This window comes from Acidimicrobiales bacterium (genome assembly GCA_033344915.1).
In the GTDB taxonomy this organism is placed as follows: Bacteria; Actinomycetota; Acidimicrobiia; order Acidimicrobiales; family Aldehydirespiratoraceae; genus JAJRXC01.
This window is the reverse complement of record JAWPML010000001.1, coordinates 336218-354526: the sequence shown is the minus strand read 5'-3', so window position 1 is coordinate 354526 and position 18309 is coordinate 336218. Positions and strand designations below refer to the sequence as shown.

Annotated in this window: 18 protein-coding genes; 10 read left to right on the top strand and 8 right to left on the bottom strand. The window is 69.4% G+C overall.

What is annotated here, in order from left to right; translation table 11 throughout:
- Positions 1-73: 73 nt before the first annotated feature.
- Both R8F63_01640 and R8F63_01635 read right to left on the bottom strand, forming a co-directional pair.
- Positions 74-799 carry a VIT1/CCC1 transporter family protein gene (locus R8F63_01640; GenBank protein ID MDW3217289.1) on the bottom strand — a complete coding sequence of 242 codons (726 nt, stop codon included), beginning with the start codon at positions 797-799 and terminating at the stop codon, positions 74-76.
- Positions 800-852: 53 nt separating this feature from the next.
- The gene (locus R8F63_01635; protein MDW3217288.1) at positions 853-3180 is read right to left on the bottom strand and encodes a CoA transferase; all 2328 of its coding nucleotides are present in this window, start codon (positions 3178-3180) and stop codon (positions 853-855) included.
- Positions 3181-3298: 118 nt separating this feature from the next.
- On the opposite strand from R8F63_01635, the gene R8F63_01630 reads away from it, so the two are divergent.
- From R8F63_01630 to R8F63_01615, 4 genes are read left to right on the top strand one after another with little or no spacing between them, the layout of a single operon-like run.
- The gene (locus R8F63_01630; protein ID MDW3217287.1) at positions 3299-4096 is read left to right on the top strand and encodes a Cof-type HAD-IIB family hydrolase; all 798 of its coding nucleotides are present in this window, start codon (positions 3299-3301) and stop codon (positions 4094-4096) included.
- Between the two features lie 31 nt (positions 4097-4127).
- On the top strand, positions 4128-5045 hold the full coding sequence (gene gluQRS / locus R8F63_01625) for a tRNA glutamyl-Q(34) synthetase GluQRS (GenBank protein ID MDW3217286.1): 918 nt from the start codon (positions 4128-4130) through the stop codon (positions 5043-5045).
- Positions 5046-5062: 17 nt separating this feature from the next.
- The gene (locus R8F63_01620) at positions 5063-6244 is read left to right on the top strand and encodes an MFS transporter (GenBank protein ID MDW3217285.1); all 1182 of its coding nucleotides are present in this window, start codon (positions 5063-5065) and stop codon (positions 6242-6244) included.
- A 10-nt stretch (positions 6245-6254) separates the two neighbouring features.
- Positions 6255-7139, top strand: a complete 885-nt coding sequence (locus R8F63_01615; protein ID MDW3217284.1) for an alpha/beta hydrolase — start codon at positions 6255-6257, stop codon at positions 7137-7139.
- Positions 7140-7172: 33 nt separating this feature from the next.
- On the opposite strand, the gene R8F63_01610 is transcribed toward R8F63_01615, so the two are convergent.
- From R8F63_01610 to R8F63_01595, 4 genes are all read right to left on the bottom strand, one after another.
- Entirely contained in the window at positions 7173-8033 is an 861-nt protein-coding gene (locus R8F63_01610) for an LLM class F420-dependent oxidoreductase (protein ID MDW3217283.1), read from the bottom strand.
- A gap of 44 nt (positions 8034-8077) precedes the next feature.
- The gene (locus R8F63_01605) at positions 8078-8896 is read right to left on the bottom strand and encodes a thioesterase family protein (protein MDW3217282.1); all 819 of its coding nucleotides are present in this window, start codon (positions 8894-8896) and stop codon (positions 8078-8080) included.
- A gap of 45 nt (positions 8897-8941) precedes the next feature.
- The gene (locus tag R8F63_01600) at positions 8942-9082 is read right to left on the bottom strand and encodes a hypothetical protein (protein ID MDW3217281.1); all 141 of its coding nucleotides are present in this window, start codon (positions 9080-9082) and stop codon (positions 8942-8944) included.
- Between the two features lie 85 nt (positions 9083-9167).
- Positions 9168-10829, bottom strand: a complete 1662-nt coding sequence (locus R8F63_01595; protein MDW3217280.1) for a hypothetical protein — start codon at positions 10827-10829, stop codon at positions 9168-9170.
- Positions 10830-10868: 39 nt separating this feature from the next.
- Here R8F63_01595 and R8F63_01590 point away from each other — a divergent pair, with 39 nt between their 5' ends.
- From R8F63_01590 to R8F63_01570, 5 genes are all read left to right on the top strand, one after another.
- Complete coding sequence (locus R8F63_01590) at positions 10869-11399, top strand: GNAT family N-acetyltransferase (GenBank protein ID MDW3217279.1); 531 nt, start codon at positions 10869-10871, stop codon at positions 11397-11399.
- A 9-nt stretch (positions 11400-11408) separates the two neighbouring features.
- Positions 11409-12233 (top strand): TylF/MycF/NovP-related O-methyltransferase, encoded by an 825-nt coding sequence (locus R8F63_01585; protein MDW3217278.1) that lies wholly within the window; start codon positions 11409-11411, stop codon positions 12231-12233.
- Positions 12234-12243: 10 nt separating this feature from the next.
- Complete coding sequence (locus tag R8F63_01580) at positions 12244-12918, top strand: class I SAM-dependent methyltransferase (GenBank protein ID MDW3217277.1); 675 nt, start codon at positions 12244-12246, stop codon at positions 12916-12918.
- Between the two features lie 82 nt (positions 12919-13000).
- A complete protein-coding gene (locus R8F63_01575) occupies positions 13001-14086 on the top strand; it encodes an S-(hydroxymethyl)mycothiol dehydrogenase (GenBank protein MDW3217276.1) in 1086 nt (361 codons plus the stop codon).
- Positions 14087-14089: 3 nt separating this feature from the next.
- The gene (locus R8F63_01570; protein MDW3217275.1) at positions 14090-14719 is read left to right on the top strand and encodes an MBL fold metallo-hydrolase; all 630 of its coding nucleotides are present in this window, start codon (positions 14090-14092) and stop codon (positions 14717-14719) included.
- Between the two features lie 101 nt (positions 14720-14820).
- Here the strand turns inward: R8F63_01570 and R8F63_01565 are convergent, their stop codons facing one another.
- Positions 14821-16287, bottom strand: a complete 1467-nt coding sequence (locus tag R8F63_01565; protein MDW3217274.1) for a hypothetical protein — start codon at positions 16285-16287, stop codon at positions 14821-14823.
- 59 nt (positions 16288-16346) lie between these two features.
- Here R8F63_01565 and R8F63_01560 point away from each other — a divergent pair, with 59 nt between their 5' ends.
- Complete coding sequence (locus tag R8F63_01560; GenBank protein MDW3217273.1) at positions 16347-17480, top strand: acyl-CoA dehydrogenase family protein; 1134 nt, start codon at positions 16347-16349, stop codon at positions 17478-17480.
- On the opposite strand, the gene R8F63_01555 is transcribed toward R8F63_01560, so the two are convergent.
- Positions 17477-18307, bottom strand: a complete 831-nt coding sequence (locus R8F63_01555; GenBank protein MDW3217272.1) for an MBL fold metallo-hydrolase — start codon at positions 18305-18307, stop codon at positions 17477-17479. The two genes, R8F63_01560 and R8F63_01555, sit on opposite strands and share 4 nt — an antisense overlap.
- Between the last annotated feature and the right edge of the window lie 2 nt (positions 18308-18309).

Sequence of the window (18309 nt, the reverse complement as noted above, 5' to 3'; positions counted from 1 at the left end):
TTCTGGGTGAACGGAGGGCTGGATTTCAGGCCTATGTTCACCCAGAACGCTGGTTTTTGGGGTGGGCGGTCGGTCAGGCGACGGAGACGCCGAGCAGCGAGCCGATCAGATACGTGGCGGCGCACGCGCCTCCGGCGACGACCACCTGACGTACCGCGGTCCGGATCTTCGAGCGTTCGGTGAACACGGCGATCGCGCCACCGACGATGGCCGCGCCGCCGAGGCCGAGAACGACGGACGCGATGACGGCCCCGGTTCCGTCGGTGACGAACCACGGCACCAGCGGGAGGATCGCGCCGACGGCAAAGGCGCAGAACGACGCCACCGCGACCGCGAACGGGCGTCCCGCGCCCTCGGGATCCACCCCGAGCTCTTCGCGGGCGTGCACGTCGAGCGCGATCTCCGGGTCGGCCATGATCTCCTCGGCCAGCTCCTCGGCCCGCTCGGGCTTCAGGCCGCGTTGCCGGTAGATGGCGGCGAGCTCACGCGTCTCGGCGGCCGGGTTCTCCTCGAGCGACCGACGCTCGATCTCGATCTCACGCTCGACGAGCTCGTTCTGGGCGCGCACCGAGACCCATTCACCGGCGGCCATCGACACGGCGCCGGCGAGCAGTCCGCTGATGCCGGCGAGGCGCACGAGCGAACCATCGGTACTGGCTCCGGCGATGCCCAGGATGAGCGCGACGTTCGAAACCAGGCCGTCGCTCACACCGAAGACGGCAGCTCGCGCCTCTCCGCCTTGCACATCACGGTGCCGATGCACCATGTGTCCGTGGCCATGATCGGGCTCGTCGCTCATCGATGCAGTGTCGCAAATCGGCGACCGTTGTGCTGTGTCGCGACAGGTGGGGCCTAGAAGACGGGCGTCGTCCCCACCTCGCCGGCCGACTCGAGCGCGGCGATCTCGTCGTCGCTCAGGCCGAGCGATGCGACAATATCGCGGTTGTGCTGGCCGAGCGTCGGGCTCGGGGTCCGGACCCACCGGTCGACGCCCCGCATCCGATACGGCTGGCCGGGCATCAGGTGCGTGCCTACCGCCGGGTGCGCGACCTCCTCGTAGAAGCCGCGCGCCGCGAACTGCGGATGGAACCGGAGCACGCCGTGGTTGCGGCACTCGACGGCAGGAATGCCGGCGTCCTCCAGTGTCGCGACCGCCGACGAAGCGGATCGCGCCGCGATCCACGCGGCGAGCGCGACGTCGATCTCGTCGTGCTGGGCCTGCCGCTGGTCCGGCGACGGTGCACTCGCGGGATCGAGGCCGAGCAAGGGGGCGAGGGCCGCCCATTCGTCGTCGTGCTCCACGGACACCGCGACCCACTCCTCCTCTCCGCTCGCCGGGTAGACACCCTGCGGAGCAGCGAACCTGCCGCGGTTCCCGAGCCGCTCGAGCTTCGCCCCGGCTGCCGTCCACTCGACGATCATCTCCGCCGAGCAGCTGATCGCGGCTTCGACCATCGGGGACTCGATCAGCACGCCCTCACCGGTCGCGTCGCGCTCGCGTAGCCCGAGGAGCGCGGCGAACGCCCCGTGCATCCCCGCGATGGGATCGCACGGACCGCGCATGATCCGCGGCTGGTCGTCCGGATGGCCGGTGAGCCAGGCCATGCCCGACATCTGCTCCATCGTCTGGGCGAACCCGACCCGGTCGCGCCACGGCCCGGAGAGGCCGAAGGCCGGCATCCGCACCATGACGGTCGCCGGGTTGCGCTCGTGGATCACGTCCCAGTCGAGGTCGAACTGCTCGATGACACGCGGGCTGAAGTTCTCGACGACGAGATCGGCCGTGTCGACCAGACGGAGCAGGAGGTCGCGTCCTCGCGCCGAGGTGAGGTCGAGTGTCAGGTCGCGTTTGTCGGCGTTGGCGGCGACGAACATGTGGCCCCACTCCCACCAGTCGTCGGCGCCGAACATGATGCCCGTGAGGCGCATGCCGTCGGGACGCGAGGTCGACTCGATGTGGATCACGTCGGCGCCGAGCGCGGCGAGGGCTTGCGTGGACGAGGGTCCCGCCCACCAGCTGGTCAGGTCCAGAACCCGGATGCCTTCCAGCGGTCGACGCTCGGGATCCGCGGATCCGGTTGCCGACCGCGACGGCGCCACCGGGTCGAGATCGGCGGGATCGGCCTCGCCGATCGCCGGTGCCGGGCCGGGCAACGGGGGCCGTTCGCCGCTCATGAGCCGTGGTGATCGCGGCGCGAGGAATCCGCCGGGATGATCCACGAAGAACTCGCGCGCCACCAGATGGGGCTCCTCGAGCACCCCCGCGCCGTCGTTGACCCGGGCGACGGGCACACGCAGGTCGCTGGCCCACTCGACAATCTCGTCCACCGTGTGCTGCGTCGTCCACGCTCGGACGATGGCGTTCCATTCCTCGAGCCGGGCCGTCCGCTGCCGCAGGTCCGCCCACTCCGACTCCATCAGGTCGGGACGATCCATCATCAGACAGAAGCTCTGGAACTGCTGCCTCGTGTTGGTGTTGAACCCCACCCATCCGTCGGCGGCGGGCTCGATCGACGGCGCCTCGATGCTCCGCAGTGGGAGCTCCTCACGGCCGCTCATCTGCACCGAGAGATCGGCGAACGTCGATGCCGAGATCGAACAGGCCTCTGCGATCGACACGTCGATCACGTCGCCGACCCCGCAGCGATTGGCACGATCGATGGCAGCCAGCGTGGGCGGCGCCGCGTACGAGGCTGCCGTCCATTCGAAGATGTCGCCCCCGGCGGCGAACGGCACCTGGCTCACGTGGCCCCGGCACAGCACCGATCCGGCATCCGCCTGGAGGAGGAACTCGTTGGCTTTCCGATCCGCCCACGGCCCGGTGAGGCCGTACGCCCGGATGGAGGCCACCACGATGTGCGGATGCCGTTGGGCGATCGCGAGCACGTCCGCCGCCGCCGTGGAGCCGTCGACGACCACGGCGGCAGCCGACGCGAGGAGGGCTTCGGTCGCGTCGTCGCCGAGCGCGCCGACGACCGACCGGGTCCCCGCGGCCAGGAACGCGAACAGCGGTCCGGATGCGCCGTCGCGCAGCGGCGTAGCGGACCGTCGGCGCAGGGTGGCGCCGTCGGCGGGCTCGACCCGCACGACCTGTGCGCCGGCGTCGGTGAACAGGCGTCCGAGGTAGGCGCCGGCGATGCCGTCGGAGAGGTCGATCACGCGGAGGTCCGAGAGGGTCACGGCGCCACTTCACCAGGCATGGCGCCGCGCCGCCAACTGCCGGGCGTCACCGCTCGGCGTCCGCCTTCCAGCCGAAACCTCGGCGGCCCGAGCGCGATGCTCTGCTAGACCCGGGTCGATGTCCATACGACTGATCGCGACCGACCTCGACGGCACGCTGTTCGGTTCGGATCATCGCCCGGCGGCCCGGTCGGTCGCCGCGATCAACGCGGCGTCGGACGCGGGTATCCATGTGTGTGCCGCCACCGGACGAAGCTGGTTCTACGGGCTCGACATGGCGACCTCGACCGGCGCCCGTCTCCATCACTTCATCGGATCCAACGGTGGGCATCGCGTCGACGCGGTGTCGCGATCGGTCGAAGAGCGGATCGTCTTCGCGCCCGACACCATCGAGGCGATGGTCGCGGCGGCCCGCCGCGGGCTCGGCGACGTCGGCTTCGGCTTCGAGCTCGCGGACGAGATGGTGTGGGACGAGCGGTTCGTCGAGCTCTCTCCGGTCAATCTGGACGGCCGCCCCCGGTCGGTGAAGCCCACGCCGGAGCACCGGCGCGACGAGATCGGCAAGATGTTCATCGCCCACCCCGACATCGGTCGTGTGGATCTCGTCGAGGCGGTGGAACCCTTCATGCCCGACGAGGTGAACATCACGACCTCGGGAGTGGAGTTCATCGAGGTGACGCCGCCCGGGGCCGACAAGGGCTCCGCCGTCGAACGGTTGGCGACCTCACTCGGCTTCACGGCAGACGAGGTCTTGGCCTTCGGCGACAACCAGAACGACCTGTCACTGCTGCGCTGGGCCGGCCGCGGCGTCGCCATGGGCAACGCGCTCGACATGGTCAAGGCCGTTGCGGACGAGGAGACGACCACGAACGTCGAGCACGGGGTCGCCCTCGTGATCGAGCAACTGCTGGCCTGATCCGACGCCGCCGGCGTGGCACGATTCCGTCGTGCCGACCGGTCGCTATGCCCCGAGCCCGACGGGCACGTTCCACGTGGGAAACCTGCGAACCGCGGTGGCTGCGGCGCTGTTCGCCCGGGTCGACGACGGACGATTCCTGCTGCGGTGGGAGGACCTCGACACGACCGCCACGGCGGAGCACGAGGCGAGCCAGCGGCGCGACTTCGGCGACCTGGGCCTGGAGTTCGACGGCACCGAACTCCGCCAGAGCGACCGCCTCGATGCGTACGGCGATGCCCTCGCGGACCTGCGGGCGGCCGGTCTCACCTACCCGTGCTGGTGCTCCCGCAAGGACATCCGCGAGGCCCCGACGGCTCCCCACGGTCCCCCCGGTTCCTACCCCGGGACCTGCCGGGACCTGAGCCGGGCAGAGCTCGCCGAACGCAGCTCCCGCGGACGACCACCGGCGATCCGACTCCGAGCCGAGGGCGCCGATGTCACGATCCACGACCGGCTTCACGGGGCGCACCGGCAAGTCGTCGACGACTTCGTGCTCCAACGGTTCGACGGCACGCCGGCCTACAACCTGGTCGTCGTGGTCGACGACGCGTTCCAGGGTGTCGACCAGGTGGTCCGAGGTGACGACCTCCTGCCATCGACGCCTCGGCACGCGCATCTGCATCGCGTCCTCGGGACGCAGGAGCCCGAGTGGGTCCACGTTTCACTCGTGGTGGACGCGGCGGGCGAGCGGCTCGCCAAGCGCGACGGGTCGGCCGGACTGCAGGATTGGCGCGACCGCGGCGGCACGGTTGGCTCACTCCTGGCGGGGATCGGACGATCGCTCGCCATCGCCGCCGGGACCGAAGCCGACATCGACGAATTGACGGCGGGGTTCGACCCGAACGCGGTGTCCCCTCGACCCGTTGCATACGACCCGCAGCGGCCCGAGTTGGCGTTCACCGACTGACCCGCCAGGCTCCGACGATGTCGACCCGTCTGATCACACCGCGTTTCCTCGCGCTGTGTGCGGCGTCATCGCTCTATTTCCTCGGTCTGAACATGACGCTGCCGGTCCTCCCGCTCTTCGTGGAGGAGGAACTCGGCGGTATCGACTTCCAGGTCGGTCTCGCCGTCAGTTCCTTCGGAATCGCCGCCGCGGTCATCCGCCCGTTCATCGGACCCTTGGGCGATCGCCTCGGACGGCGAACGCTCGTCCTGGTCGGCTGCGTCGTGGCCGGCACCGCCACGGCGACCACCGCGCTGGCGGCGTCGATTCCCGCCGTCATCGCGATCCGTGCTGTCACCGGGATCGGTGAAGCTGCGGTCTTCGTGGGGATCGCCAGCTCGATCCAGGACCTGACCGGCGACGACCGGCGGGCGGAGGCGGCGTCGTACTTCTCGTTGACGATCTACGGCTCCCTGCTGGTCGGGCCGCTGCTCGGCGGCTGGTTGCGGGACACGCACGGCACCGACTGGGTATGGCTCATCGCCGGTGCGCTCGCGGTCAGCGCGGCGTTCGTCGGCACGACGGCACCCGGCCCGCCGGCGATCCGTCCACCCTTCCCCGCGCTGCGCCGCCTCATCCACCCGGCCGCGATCAGACCGGGAGTGATGCTCTTCGCGGGCCTGCTCGGCTACACCGGATTCCTCGCGTTCGCGGTCGTGCACGGAGAACGCATGGGGATGGAGAGTCCTGAGCGCCTGTTCGTCGTGTTCGGCGCTGTCGTCATCACCCTCCGCATCGGCGCGGCCCGACTCCCCGACCGGCTCGGCCCGCTGCCCACGACCCGCATCTCGCTCTCGTTCGGCGTGGTCGGCCTCCTGTTGCTCTTCGTGTGGCAGGAACCGGCGGGCGCCTATCTCGCCGCCGCGGTGCTCGCGGTCGCACAGACATTCCTGTTCCCGGCCCTCTTCGCGCTGGTGGTCGACCGCGCCCCCGACGAGGAGCGCAGCCAGGCGATCGGCAGCTTCTCGATGTTCTTCGATCTGGCCTTCGGGCTCGGCGCGCCGCTCATCGGCGTGATCAGCGGCGTGTCGAACCTCGGCGTCGGATTCCTCGTCTGCGCCGGGATCGCCGCGATCGCCCTCGCCTCGGCTCGCCACCTCCTCGGCGAGGCGTTGATCGCGACGACCATGGACGACATCGGGCCCCGCAGTCGCCGGTAGCGTCGGATCCATGACCGACACACCGACCTGGTTCACCGACGCGGTCTCGGTGATTCCCGAGGATCGCCGCGTCGAGGTCGATGGGGCGGAGATCCACTATCTGTCGTGGGGCGACCCCGGGCGGCCCGGCATCGTCTTCGTCCACGGCGGCGCGGCCCATGCCCACTGGTGGAGCCACATCGCCCCCGCCTTCCTCGCGAGTCACTCCGTGGCCGCCGTCGATCTGTCCGGACACGGCGACAGCGACCGGCGGGATCAATACTCGCTCGACCAATGGTGCGACGAAGTCGCTGCGGTCATCCGCGACGCCGCCTTCGACGGGCCACCGCTGCTCGTCGGACATTCGATGGGCGGGTTCGTCACGGTGGCCACCGCGGCGCGCCACGCATCGCTTCTCGCCGGCGCCGTGATCATCGACTCGCCGGTCATCGAGATCGACCCGGAGGTCCGCCAGGCGCGGGCGTCCGAGACCTTCAACAAGGAGCGGGAGTACGACGAGCCCGACGGACCGATCGCTCGGTTCCGCGCCGTGCCGGGCCAGGACGTCTACCTGCCGTACGTGAAGCAGCACATCGCCGAGCGCTCTCTCCGCCAGGACCCCGATGGCAAGTGGCGTTGGAAGTTCGACTCGTCGATCTTCATGCCGGCCCGCAAGGACGCGGCCGAACTCCTCCCCCACGTCACCTGCCGGGTGGCCCTGCTTCGGTGCGAGCACGGACTCGTCACCCGCGACATCGGCGAGTACATGTACGAGCAGCTCGGCCGCGTCGCCCCGGTGATCGAACTCCCGACCGCCGGACACCATCCGATGTTGGACGTGCCGCTGATCCTGATCACCGCGATCCGCAGCCTCATCGCCGATTGGGACCACAGCCGCCCGTTGCGCCGGAGCTGAGAATGGACAGGGGTCTGACCCCACTGTCCATTCTCACGAGTTGGCGGCGATGAGTTCGGCCCAGGGCGCCATCTTGTCGGCGGGGCTCCCGATGAACATGAAGCCGGGCACGATCATCCGGTGCATGCCCCAGCTCGCAGCCTCCTCGACCGCGGCCTGCGGATCGTCACCGAAGATCCCCGGATGCGAGCTGGTCATCTCGATGGCATCGGGATCGCGACCGTTGTCGGCCGCGGTCTGACGGGCGATCTCGAAGAGCTCGGCCACCTCGCCCTTGGCCGGGAAGAAGCCGTCGCCCATCCGCCCGGCCCGCTCGGCCGCCGCCCGGCTGTGGCCGCCGATGTGGATCGGCACCGCACCGTCGTGGGGCTTCGGGTTCGAGGAGATGTTGTCGAAGTTGATGAACTCGCCGGCGTACGACACGTCATCCTTCTTCCAGAGCTCACGCATGACGTCGGCGTACTCCTCGGTACGCCGGGTGCGGCCCTCCCACGGAATGTCGAGCGCCTCGAATTCCTCCTTCAGCCAGCCGATGCCGATACCGAGGATGACCCGTCCCTCGGACATCATGTCGAGGGTCGCAACCTCCTTCGCGTAGGTCACGGGGTGGCGTTCGGGCAGCAGTGAGATGCCGGTGGCGAGGTTGAGCGACGTCGTGTTCGCGGCGACGTAGGCGAGCCAGATGAGCGGATCGGGAATCGGGCTGTCGCCCGAGCCGGGCATCTTGCCGTCGGGTGCATAGGGATAGGTCGACTCGTATCCCTCGGGATAGAGGATGTGTTCGACGGTCCACAACGACTCGAAGCCGGTGTCCTCGGCGGCCTTGCCCAGCTCGGCCGCTCCCTCGCCGCTGACGAAGGTGACGGTGTTGGCGAATCCGATTCCGAACTTCATTGCTGACTCCTGCACGACGGGTGAGCCGCCATCCTGCCCCATCCTCAGGTGAAGGACGAAGTGTCGATCCGGGAGAGGTCGATCACCGTGCGGAGCTGGCGGGCCTTCAGCAGGAACCGGCCGTCGTCGGCCCACAGCGTGATGTCCTCGTCGGTCAGGCCGCCGTGGCCACGGGTTGCGCGGTGGCGAACCAACAGCGCCTGGTCTCCGCTGCCGCCGACGTCGGACCCGAAGTGCACGACATGGTGCAGGCTCGGCGTGGCACACATCCGGTCGGGATGCCGAACGACAGGCGGCGGCCACACGTCGCTGCACATCAGTGCCAGTCGGTGATCCCAGTCCCCCGGCTCGACCATCCGGAGCCAGCCGCCGTCCTCGTTCGGCACCACCGCGCCGTCCTCACCGAATCGGCGGTACGGCACGAAACGACCGTGCACGTTGGTCGCCCAGCCCGGGACCGGCGCCGGGTCGGGCTCGGTGGGCGGTGCCACCGCGGGCATCGGCTCGTCGAGATAGTGCGGACCCTCGCGGTCGCCGGTGAACATCCCCGTCGCAACACCGACCGTGTCGTCCCCCACCACGAACCGGGCTGTGACGGAGTGCACGAGGGCACCGACTCGCTCGGTGGTGACCTCGATCCCCAGCGGACCGACCGGCACCCGCCGAAGGAACTGGTGCGTGTAGACGCGCGGCAGGCGGGCGTCGTCGGTGACCTCGTGGCGCATGGCGGCGAACCCGAGCGCCATGAGATAGCCGCCGAAGGGGCTCCCCGTGCCCCAGAACTCCCCGTCGTCGATCAGGCGCCGGTAGCGCCCGTCGCCGAGCGACTCGAGTTCCGTCCGTTCATCGAGCAGCCACGACATACGGGTGCGGACCGTACGGCACGGCGTTCCCGGCGGGCGAACCGGTCAGCCGTCGACCGTCGCGGGGCAGAGCGCGGGATCTGCCCACACGAGCGCCGTCAGGGCGTCGGTCACCTTCTGGCGGGGCACCCGGGGGAGGTCCCACGGCCGCGACCACACCTCGACCTCGTGCGTCGACGGCGACATGGCGAATCGTCGCCGAATCGCGGCGACGATCAGCCAGTGCCCACGGAGCCGAGAGTACCGGTGGTCCGACGAGCTCCTGCTCTGTTCAGTTGTCGAAGTACGCTGGGATCAACCCCGGCGTCATCCACGCAAGCGCGGTCAGGGCGTCCAACAGTTGCTGGCGCTCGACACGTCCGAGTCCGGCCAGGTTCTCGGCCGCACGGACGACCGCGCGTGTGTCGATGCACTCCGACATCGGACTCGCACGTGTCTCATGTGCCATCTCGACGAGAACATCCGCCCAACGCAGTCCACCGAGATCAGCCAGCGGAGGAGCGTCCGGCGCTCTCGGCAGTTCCTCATCCGGGTTGCCGTTCGGGAGACCTGCCGCAGCAATGATGGCGCTGTGAATGCGCTCCCCGTGCCGATCGTCGACCGGGAGGCGCATGTTGGCGATGATGGCGTCGGGTGAGTAGAGCGGAAAGACGTTGCGGTCCCACCGATCCGGGCGAGAGCCGATCCAGCGACGCTCCCGCTCGCGGAGATAGAACGCATCGAGCAGGGCACGCGGCGGACAGCCGGCGTCGGCCGACTCCACCACCCCCTCGGTCACTCGGCTCATGACCGCGCGGACCGTGGACCGCTTCGTGAACGGTTGCGACCTGACGAGAATTTCCTTGAGTCGGGCCGTCGCACGGCCGACGGTCGCCGGCTTCGAGTTGCGGTACTTTGCGGAGAGCGCTTCGCCCAACATCCCCGAACAGAGGATCGTGCCGGCCTCGGGGGGAATGATGCCGCCCGCGCCGAACTCGCCGGACAGGTTGCTCACTCGACGGACGAATCCCTCGACCGACAACTCATGCTGACGCGCCCGCCGCATCTCCCAGTCCAAGTCGAACGACTCCGCCAGGTACCTGGCCACCCGAGCATCAGATGCTCCGGGGTCCCCGAACGTGTGAAAACGAACCCGATCCTCGACCCCGGCGAGACGAAAGAGCGCGAGCATGAGGCGCGAGTCACGCCCGCCCGTCAGCTCTGCGTCGATGACACCGCCGTGGTCCAGGGCAAGCTGTCGCGCGGATGCCACGAGTCGATCCGTGACTGCGGTGACGATCTCTACAGGCGAACCGTCGATCGCCGCGCCATCATCAGCCCACATGTGGGGCCACGTCTCGACATCGGCTGAGGGACCACGCGTCGGCAGGTCGACATCGTGGCGATCCGGCACCCGGCATATGCCCTCAAAGCCGGACTCGTCACCCAACGCAGTACCGAGCACCGCCACGCTCATCGCCGTCGCCCGATCCCGAGCGACCCGCCGACCGGCTGCGGCCTCGATGAGCCGAGCGACGATCGCCGGCCGGTTCGAAAGAACCTCGGTCTCCCCCGCCATGCCTCGATAGACAGGCGACAATCCGAATCGATCCGATCGGAGCCATCCGCCTCCGTCGCTCTCGAGGCGGAGGACGGTGAACCTGCCGTCGAAGCGTCTCGCCCCGCCCGGTCCGTCGACAGCCAGGCGATCGAGAAGATCTTCGGCGCCCGTACCGATCAGGCGCGGCGACCCAACCATCGCGGTCACGCCCTCATCGTCACTCGCCCACGGCCGCCCGTAGTCCGACCACAGCGCAATGGCTGTCCCTTCACCCACCAGCCGAAAGAGGTGCTCGCCACCGACGCGCCGCGTCGGCGGACGAGGCGCGTCGAGGACCTCCCGCACGGCAGCGTCGACTTCGCCCGCAGTCCTGAGGATTGCGAAGTGGAGCACGCCGCGACCGTATCGTCCGTCGCCGGATACTTTGAAGCCGTGTCATCGTGCCCCACCGTCGAGACCGATCGACTTCTGCTCCGACCGTTCCGGGAGGACCACATCGACCGGTATCTCGCGATCCACACCTCCCCAGAGGTACGGGCGTCACTCCACATCCCCGAAGCGTTCGATCGAGAGGCCGCGTGGCGTCAGATGGCGCACCACCTCGGGCAGTGGGCGCTGCGGAACTCCGGCCAGTGGGCGGTCGAGCTGCGAGCGACCGGCGAGCTGATCGGTCGGGCCGGCACCCACCGGCCGGAGCGGGCGGATTGGCCCGGGCTCGAATGCGGCTGGACGTTCGATCCGGCCCACTGGGGACACGGCTACGCGACCGAGGCGGGGCGGGCAACCGTCGAGTGGGCGTGGGCGAACCACGACGACGATCGCCTGTTCAGCGTCATCCTGCCGTCCAACACGTCGTCGCAGAACGTGGCGAAACGCCTCGGCTTCACGCTGCAGGAGGAGCGCACGTTGGCCTTCTTCCCGAGTGCGCCCCACGGCATCTGGGTTCTTCCACGACCTCAATAGGCTGCGGCGATGGTCACCGCCACCGTGCTTCGCGACCGCTATGTCGACCTCCTCATGGGATGCCTCACGCGCGAGCTCTTCCTCGACGAGGAGGCCCACGACGTCGACCTCGCCGAGTGGCCCGGCGACAGCGAGGAGCTGCGGTCGACCCTGCGCTCGCACGGCTGGCGGCTCACCCGCCGCGGTGGGGACCCCGCAACGCGCGACGACGGCAACGACTGGCCGCCCGCGGCCGAAACCATGGTCGGGCGCCAACGGCTCGCCGACGTTCGTCGCTGCGTCGACTCGGTGCTGGCGGACGGCGTCCCCGGCGACTTCATCGAGACGGGCGTCTGGCGGGGCGGCGTGACGATCCTGATGCGGGGAATGCTCGACGCGTGGGGTGACGCGGACCGGCGGGTGTGGGTCGCCGACAGCTTCCAGGGTCTGCCTGCGCCCGATGCCACGGCGTTCCCGCAGGACGTCGGCCACGACATGAGCGATGTCCCCACGCTCGCCGTGTCCGCTGACCAGGTACGGGCCAACTTCGCCCGCTACGGCCTGCTGGACGACCAGGTGCAGTTCCTCGAGGGCTGGTTCCGCGACACCCTTCCCGCCGCGCCGATCGACCAGCTTGCGATCCTGCGGCTCGACGGCGACATGTACGAGTCCACGATGGATGCCCTCGAGGCGCTCTACCCGAAGCTCTCCGTCGGCGGCTACGTCATCGTCGACGACTACGGCGCCTGGGAACCGTGTCGCCAGGCGTGCACCGACTATCGCGACCGGCATGGCATCACCGACGAGATCGTGCCCGTCGACTGGACTGGCGTCCACTGGCGCCGAACGACCTAGGACGCGACCGATGACCGACATCTCCACCTACTACGGGCTCCTCCGCCGGGCGCACGAGATCGTGCAGCCCGAGCGCTATCTCGAGATCGGCGTGCACGAGGGTCACTCGCTGTCCTTCGTCCGACCCGGCACCCGCACCGTCGGCGTGGACCCCGAGCCGAAGGTCGAGAACCCGCCGGAGAACACCGTCATCGTGCCGGCAACATCCGATGCCTTCTTCGCCGACCCCGAGCTCGTCGGTCTGCTGGGCGGCCCGATCGACCTCGCGTTCGTGGACGGCCTGCACCTCCACGAGCAGACGCTGCGCGACGTCGCCAACGTCGAGGCGCACTCCCACGCCGACGGCATCATCATGATCCACGACTGTCTCCCCATCGACGCGAAGACCGCGTCGCGCGACCGTTCGACGGTCGTCTGGTCCGGCGACGTCTGGAAGGTCGTGGTCGCCCTGCGTCGCCACCGGCCGGACCTCACCGTCACGACCGTCGACGTCGAGCCGACAGGACTCGCGATCGTCAGCGGGCTGGACCCCACGAACCGCGTCCTGCACGACGACTACGACGCGATCGTCGACGAACTCGCCGGCCTGGAGTTCGACGACCTCGAAGCCGTCGGCCGCGAAGAGATGCTCGGTGTCGTCCCCGGCACCTGGGATCACGTCGAGCCGCTGCTTCTCGCCGGCTGAGTCCGGCGTCGGGCCAAAGCCGGGGGGCCGAAGACGACTGCTACGGTTTCGCGTCCGACGAGAGCCTCAGGGGGCAGACGACATGGCGCAGACGGTGAAGGGTGTGGTGGCCAAGGCGGTTGGTGAGCCGGTCACGATCGAGAACATCGTGATCCCGGACCCCGGCCCGGGCGAGGCCGTCGTCGCGATCCAGGCCTGCGGCGTGTGCCACACCGATCTGCACTATCGCGAGGGTGGCATCAACGACGAGTTCCCGTTCCTGCTGGGCCACGAGGCGAGCGGCATCGTGGAGTCCGTCGGCGACGGCGTCACCGAGGTCGAGCCCGGCGACTTCGTCATCCTGAACTGGCGGGCCGTGTGCGGCAACTGTCGCGCGTGCAACAAGGGCACGCCCCACCTCTGCTTCAACACGTTCAACGCCGAGCAGAAGATGACGTTGGAGGACGGCACCGAACTGTCCCCCGCCCTCGGCATCGGCGCCTTCGCCGAGAAAACGCTCGTCGCCGCGGGTCAGTGCACGAAGGTAGACCCGAGTGCGTCGCCCGCGGCAGCCGGCCTGCTCGGCTGCGGCGTCATGGCCGGCATCGGCGCGGCGATCAACACCGGCGGCGTGAGCCGGGGTGACACGGTCGCCGTCTTCGGCTGCGGCGGGGTGGGCGACGCCGCGATCGCCGGAGCGAAGCTCGCCGGCGCCTCGACGATCGTCGCCGTCGACATCGACGATCAGAAGCTCGAATGGGCGAAGGGCTTCGGCGCGACCCACACGGTGAACTCGGGCAACGAGGACGCCGTCGAGAAGATCCAGGAGTACACGAACGGCTTCGGCGCCGACGTCTGCATCGACGCCATCGGACTCCCCCAGGTCTACCGGCAGTGTTTCGAGGCCCGCGATCTCGCCGGCACCGTCGTGCTCGTGGGCGTGCCGACACCGGAGATGGAGATCACGCTGCCGTTCCAGGAGGTGTTCGGGCGCGGTGGCGCCCTGAAATCGAGCTGGTACGGCGACTGCCTGCCGTCACGCGATTTCCCCATGCTCATCGACCTCTACCTGCAGGGACGGCTCGATCTCGACGGCTTCGTGTCCGAGACGATCTCCCTGGAGGACGTCGAGGAGGCCTTTCACAAGATGGAACGCGGCGAAGTGCTCCGCTCCGTCGTCGAGATCTGACGAATGGCGATCGAGCTGGTCACAACCGACGGCATCTTCGCCCTCGACGGGGGCGAATGGGACGTCACCAACAACATCTGGATCGTCGGCGACGACCGCGAGGTGATGGTCTTCGACGCGGCCCACGACCATCAGCCGATCGTCGACGCCGTCAACGGGCGGCGCGTGACCGCCATCGTGCTGACCCACGGCCACAACGACCACATCAACGCGGCCACGGCCCTGCGCGACGCGGTCGACGCGCCGATCCTGCTGCACCCCGATGACCGGATGCTGTGGGACGTCGTCTACCCGAACGCCGATCCCGACGGCGAGGTGGTCCCGGGCACGACACTGTCCGCTGGTGGTCACGAAGTGGGCATCATCCACACGCCGGGCCACTCGCCCGGTTGTTGCTGCTTCCACGAGGTCGATGCCGGCCGGGTGATCTCGGGCGACACGCTCTTCTGTGGCGGCCCCGGCGCGACCGGACGCAGCTACAGCGACGAGCCGACGATTCTCCGCTCGATCCGTGACCGCCTACTCACGTTGCCGGGCGACACGATCGTCCACACCGGCCACGGTGACACCACCGTCATCGACGACGAACGCCCTCGCGTCCTCGACCGCATCGCCGAACTCGGCCTCACCTGACCCCTCCCTTCGCCCCTCCCCCTTTTCGTTCTGGGTGAACGGAGGGCTGGATTCCAGCCCTCCGTTCACCCAGAACGCGGGGTTTCGGGGGTCGGGGAAGGTCAGCCGGAGAACGTGCGGCCGGTGACGGCGACGCGGGTGCCGATGAGGTCGGTCGTGGTGGCGGTTTCGGCGGCGACGGGGTCATCGAGCTTGGCGACGGCGCGTTCGCCGGAGTCGAGGTCGACGATCGCGGCGACGGATGCCGGGCCGTCCGGGCCGTAGACGACGGTGTACGTCGTGATCGTGCCCGGACCGTCCGGCTCCTCGTCGAGGGGCGCCACCGCCGTGGCCGCGCGGGCGTCGTCGACGAGATCGTCGAGGAGGACCCCGTTCGCGGGCCGCTCCGTCGACCACACGGCGAGCGCCGGCTTCGTCAGGAGGCCACTGACCGCGGTGACCGCGCCATAGGAACCGGGCTCGGACCGCACCGCCTCGACCATGTCCACCGTCGCCTGGTACACGAAGTTGTTGAACGGCCCGCCGGCGAAGGCCATGCCACCGGTGAGCGTGGGTGTACCGGCCGGGTCCAGCCCCAGCTCCTTCTGCTGGATCCGAACGGCGACGGGGAAGCAGCTGTAGAGCTCCACATGATCCATGTCCGCGACCGCGCGACCGACGTGGGCCGCCGCCCGCTCGCCGAGGATCCGCATCGCCGGCCACCGGTGCAGGTCGCCGCGCCGGCTCAGCGAGAGCGACAGCGAGGACTCCAGGCCGACGTGGGGGTAGACCCACTTGCCCCGATCGACGCCGAGTTCGTCCGCCGCCGCCTCCGAACAGAAGACCAGAGCCGACGCCTGGTCCACACCCCACTGGCTGTTGTGCCACTTGTTGTACGGGAAGGCGATCGGCCGGTTGCCGGGTCCCGGATCGCGGATCTCCGCCGCCGTCATGGGCGCCCCGAAGTCCGCCCGGGGATTGCCCTGCGCCACACGGTTGAAGCGCGACCAGAGCGCGGCGATGTCGTCACGGTGCTCGTCGAGCGTCCATCCTTCCGCCGCCCGTCGAGCGCTGTCGATCATGGCGTACTGCTGGACCGGGGCCACCATGCCGATCTCGATCTCGGGCCGGGCGACGATCTCACCTTCCGGCGCCATGTGGGTGTCCGGCTCGAGTCCGTCCTGCCCGTGACCCGCGAGCTCGACGCCGGCGCGTTTGGCGACATCGTCACGATGCTTGGTCTCACCGCCGCACACGATCGCCACGTCGACCGCGCCGGACTGGACCGCCGCGAGCGCCCGGTTGACGAGCGTCTGCTGCGGGATGCCGACGTCGGCGGCGACCGTGTGCGCCTCGACGCCCAGCGTTTCGGCGACCCGGCGAGCGGCGTCCGGGAGCCACGAGAGCCCGCGGGTGGCCCCGATCCAGTCGACCCGACCGGCCGTACGCGCCGAGCCGGTGTCTGCCAACGCCGCGGCGACAGCCTCGGTGATCAACCCGGTCGTGTCATGCCCGGCGCCCGGTTCGGTGAGGCGCTGGTGGGCGGCCCCGGCCCCGATGAGTACGACTTCGCTGGGTTCGCTCGGCATCGTCGGCGGACCCTACTGTGGCAACGCCCGACCGACGAACCCGACCCCTCGAGGCCCCCATGACTTCCCTGCACGACGCCGCTCGCGACCTTCGGTCGGCCCTCGACGCCGAAGGCGCCAAGGCCGAAGCGGCCGGCACCCCGATGACCGACGCCGCGGTCGCGATGTGCAAGGACGCGGGCCTCTACGGCGCGCTCGTCGCCAAGGAGGTCGGCGGGGCGGAGCTCGACGCGGCGGACAGCCTCGACGTCTTCACCGAACTCGCTCGAGCCGACGGTTCGATCGGCTGGGTCGTGATGGCCGGCAGCACCGCGACCGCCTACTTCAGCTCGTACTGCCCCGATTCGTTCACCGATGTCATGTTCGCCGACGGCGTCCCGCTCGTCGCCGGCCAGTTCGCGCCGAACGGCACCGCCGCGCCCCAGGGCGATGCCTTCCACATCACCGGGAACTACTCGTTCGGCTCGGGACTGGAACACGCGGACTGGGCCGGCAGCGGCTCGATGACCACACCGGACGAGGGCGACCCGGACTACATCTTCGCCGTCGTCCCGAAGGCCGAGGCCGACATCATCGGCAACTGGGACGTCATGGGCCTGCGCTCGACGGCGTCGTACGACTATCGGATCGACAGCGTCGTGCCGGCGGACCGGACGTTCTCGATGTTCGGCTTCACCCGCCACCGCGGGGGCAAACAGTTCGACCTCGGCATCCTCCACCTCACCGAGATCGGCCATGCCGGCTGGGCGCTCGGCGTGATGCGACGGGCCATCGACGAGGCGGCGGTGATCGCCCGCACGAAGCAACGCATGACCGGCAAGTCGACGCTCGCCGACGACCCCCGTTTCCAGTACGACCTCGGCGAAGCCGAGAGCCTGTTCCGGGCCGGAGACCTGTGGATTCGGACCGCTTTCGCCAAGGCCGAGCAGTCGGCCCTGAACGACAATCCCGACCAGTCGCTGGTCGGCGAGGCGCTCCAGGCCACCGCGTGGTTCACCCAGCAGTCGACCGAGGCCCTCCAGAAGCTGTACCGCCACATCGGCACGACGGCGCTGCGGGACGGTCCGTTCCAACGAGCCTTCCGCGACATCCACGCCGGCAGCCAGCACGCGATGGTGAGCCCGGCCCACACGTTCGCGTTCGCCGAAGCGAAGATCGCCGCCGCGCCCGACGCCGCCGTGGACTGGGACTAGATCGTCACGGAGGTGAGGTCGTCGCCCATGACGATCTCACCGTCGAACTCCTTGGCCGCGATGGCGATCCACTCGTCGTACTGCTCCGGCTGGGGCGCGGGCACATAGTGCGTGAGCATGAGTGTCTTCACGCCGTTCCTCGCCGCGACCTGGCCGGCCTGTTCGACCGATGAGTGGTAGTCGAGGATGTCCTGCAGCCGCGGGACCGGAATGGTCTTGACGATGTCGTCGCGGATCACGGTCTGCACGTAGACGTCGGCGTCCTTCGTGAGCGCGTCGAGGCCGTCGCACGGGATCGTGTCCCCCGCGATGGCGACGACCTTGCCCTCGCTCTCGACGCGATACCCGACGGTCGGCTCGACCGGCGCATGACACGTCTCGAAGCACGAGATCGACATCGACCCGATCGTGAACGAGTCACCCGGCACCACCTCGGTCACCTGGACGTCGGGCTCCCAGTTGAGGTCGTCGTGGTGGTCCATGCGGTACGTCATGTCCGGGCCGAGGGCGAGGAGCATGTGGCCGACATAGTGCTTGATCCCGACCGGGCCCCACACCCGCAGCGGCGTGCCCTCCGGCGCCGTGATCCAGTGCGTCGTGATGATGTCGTTGAACGCGGTGAGGTGGTCGCTGTGGAGGTGGGTGATCACCACGCCGGCGAGGAAGCCGGGTGCCGTCTGGGCGAGCGGCATCCGCATCACACAACCCCGCCCGGTGTCGAAGAGGACGTGCTCCCCGTTGCCCTCGCCGGCCTTGACGAGCGTGCAGGGACCGGCCCGGTTCGGGTCGGGCAGCGGACTCCCGGTTCCGAGCAGGATGACCTCCATCG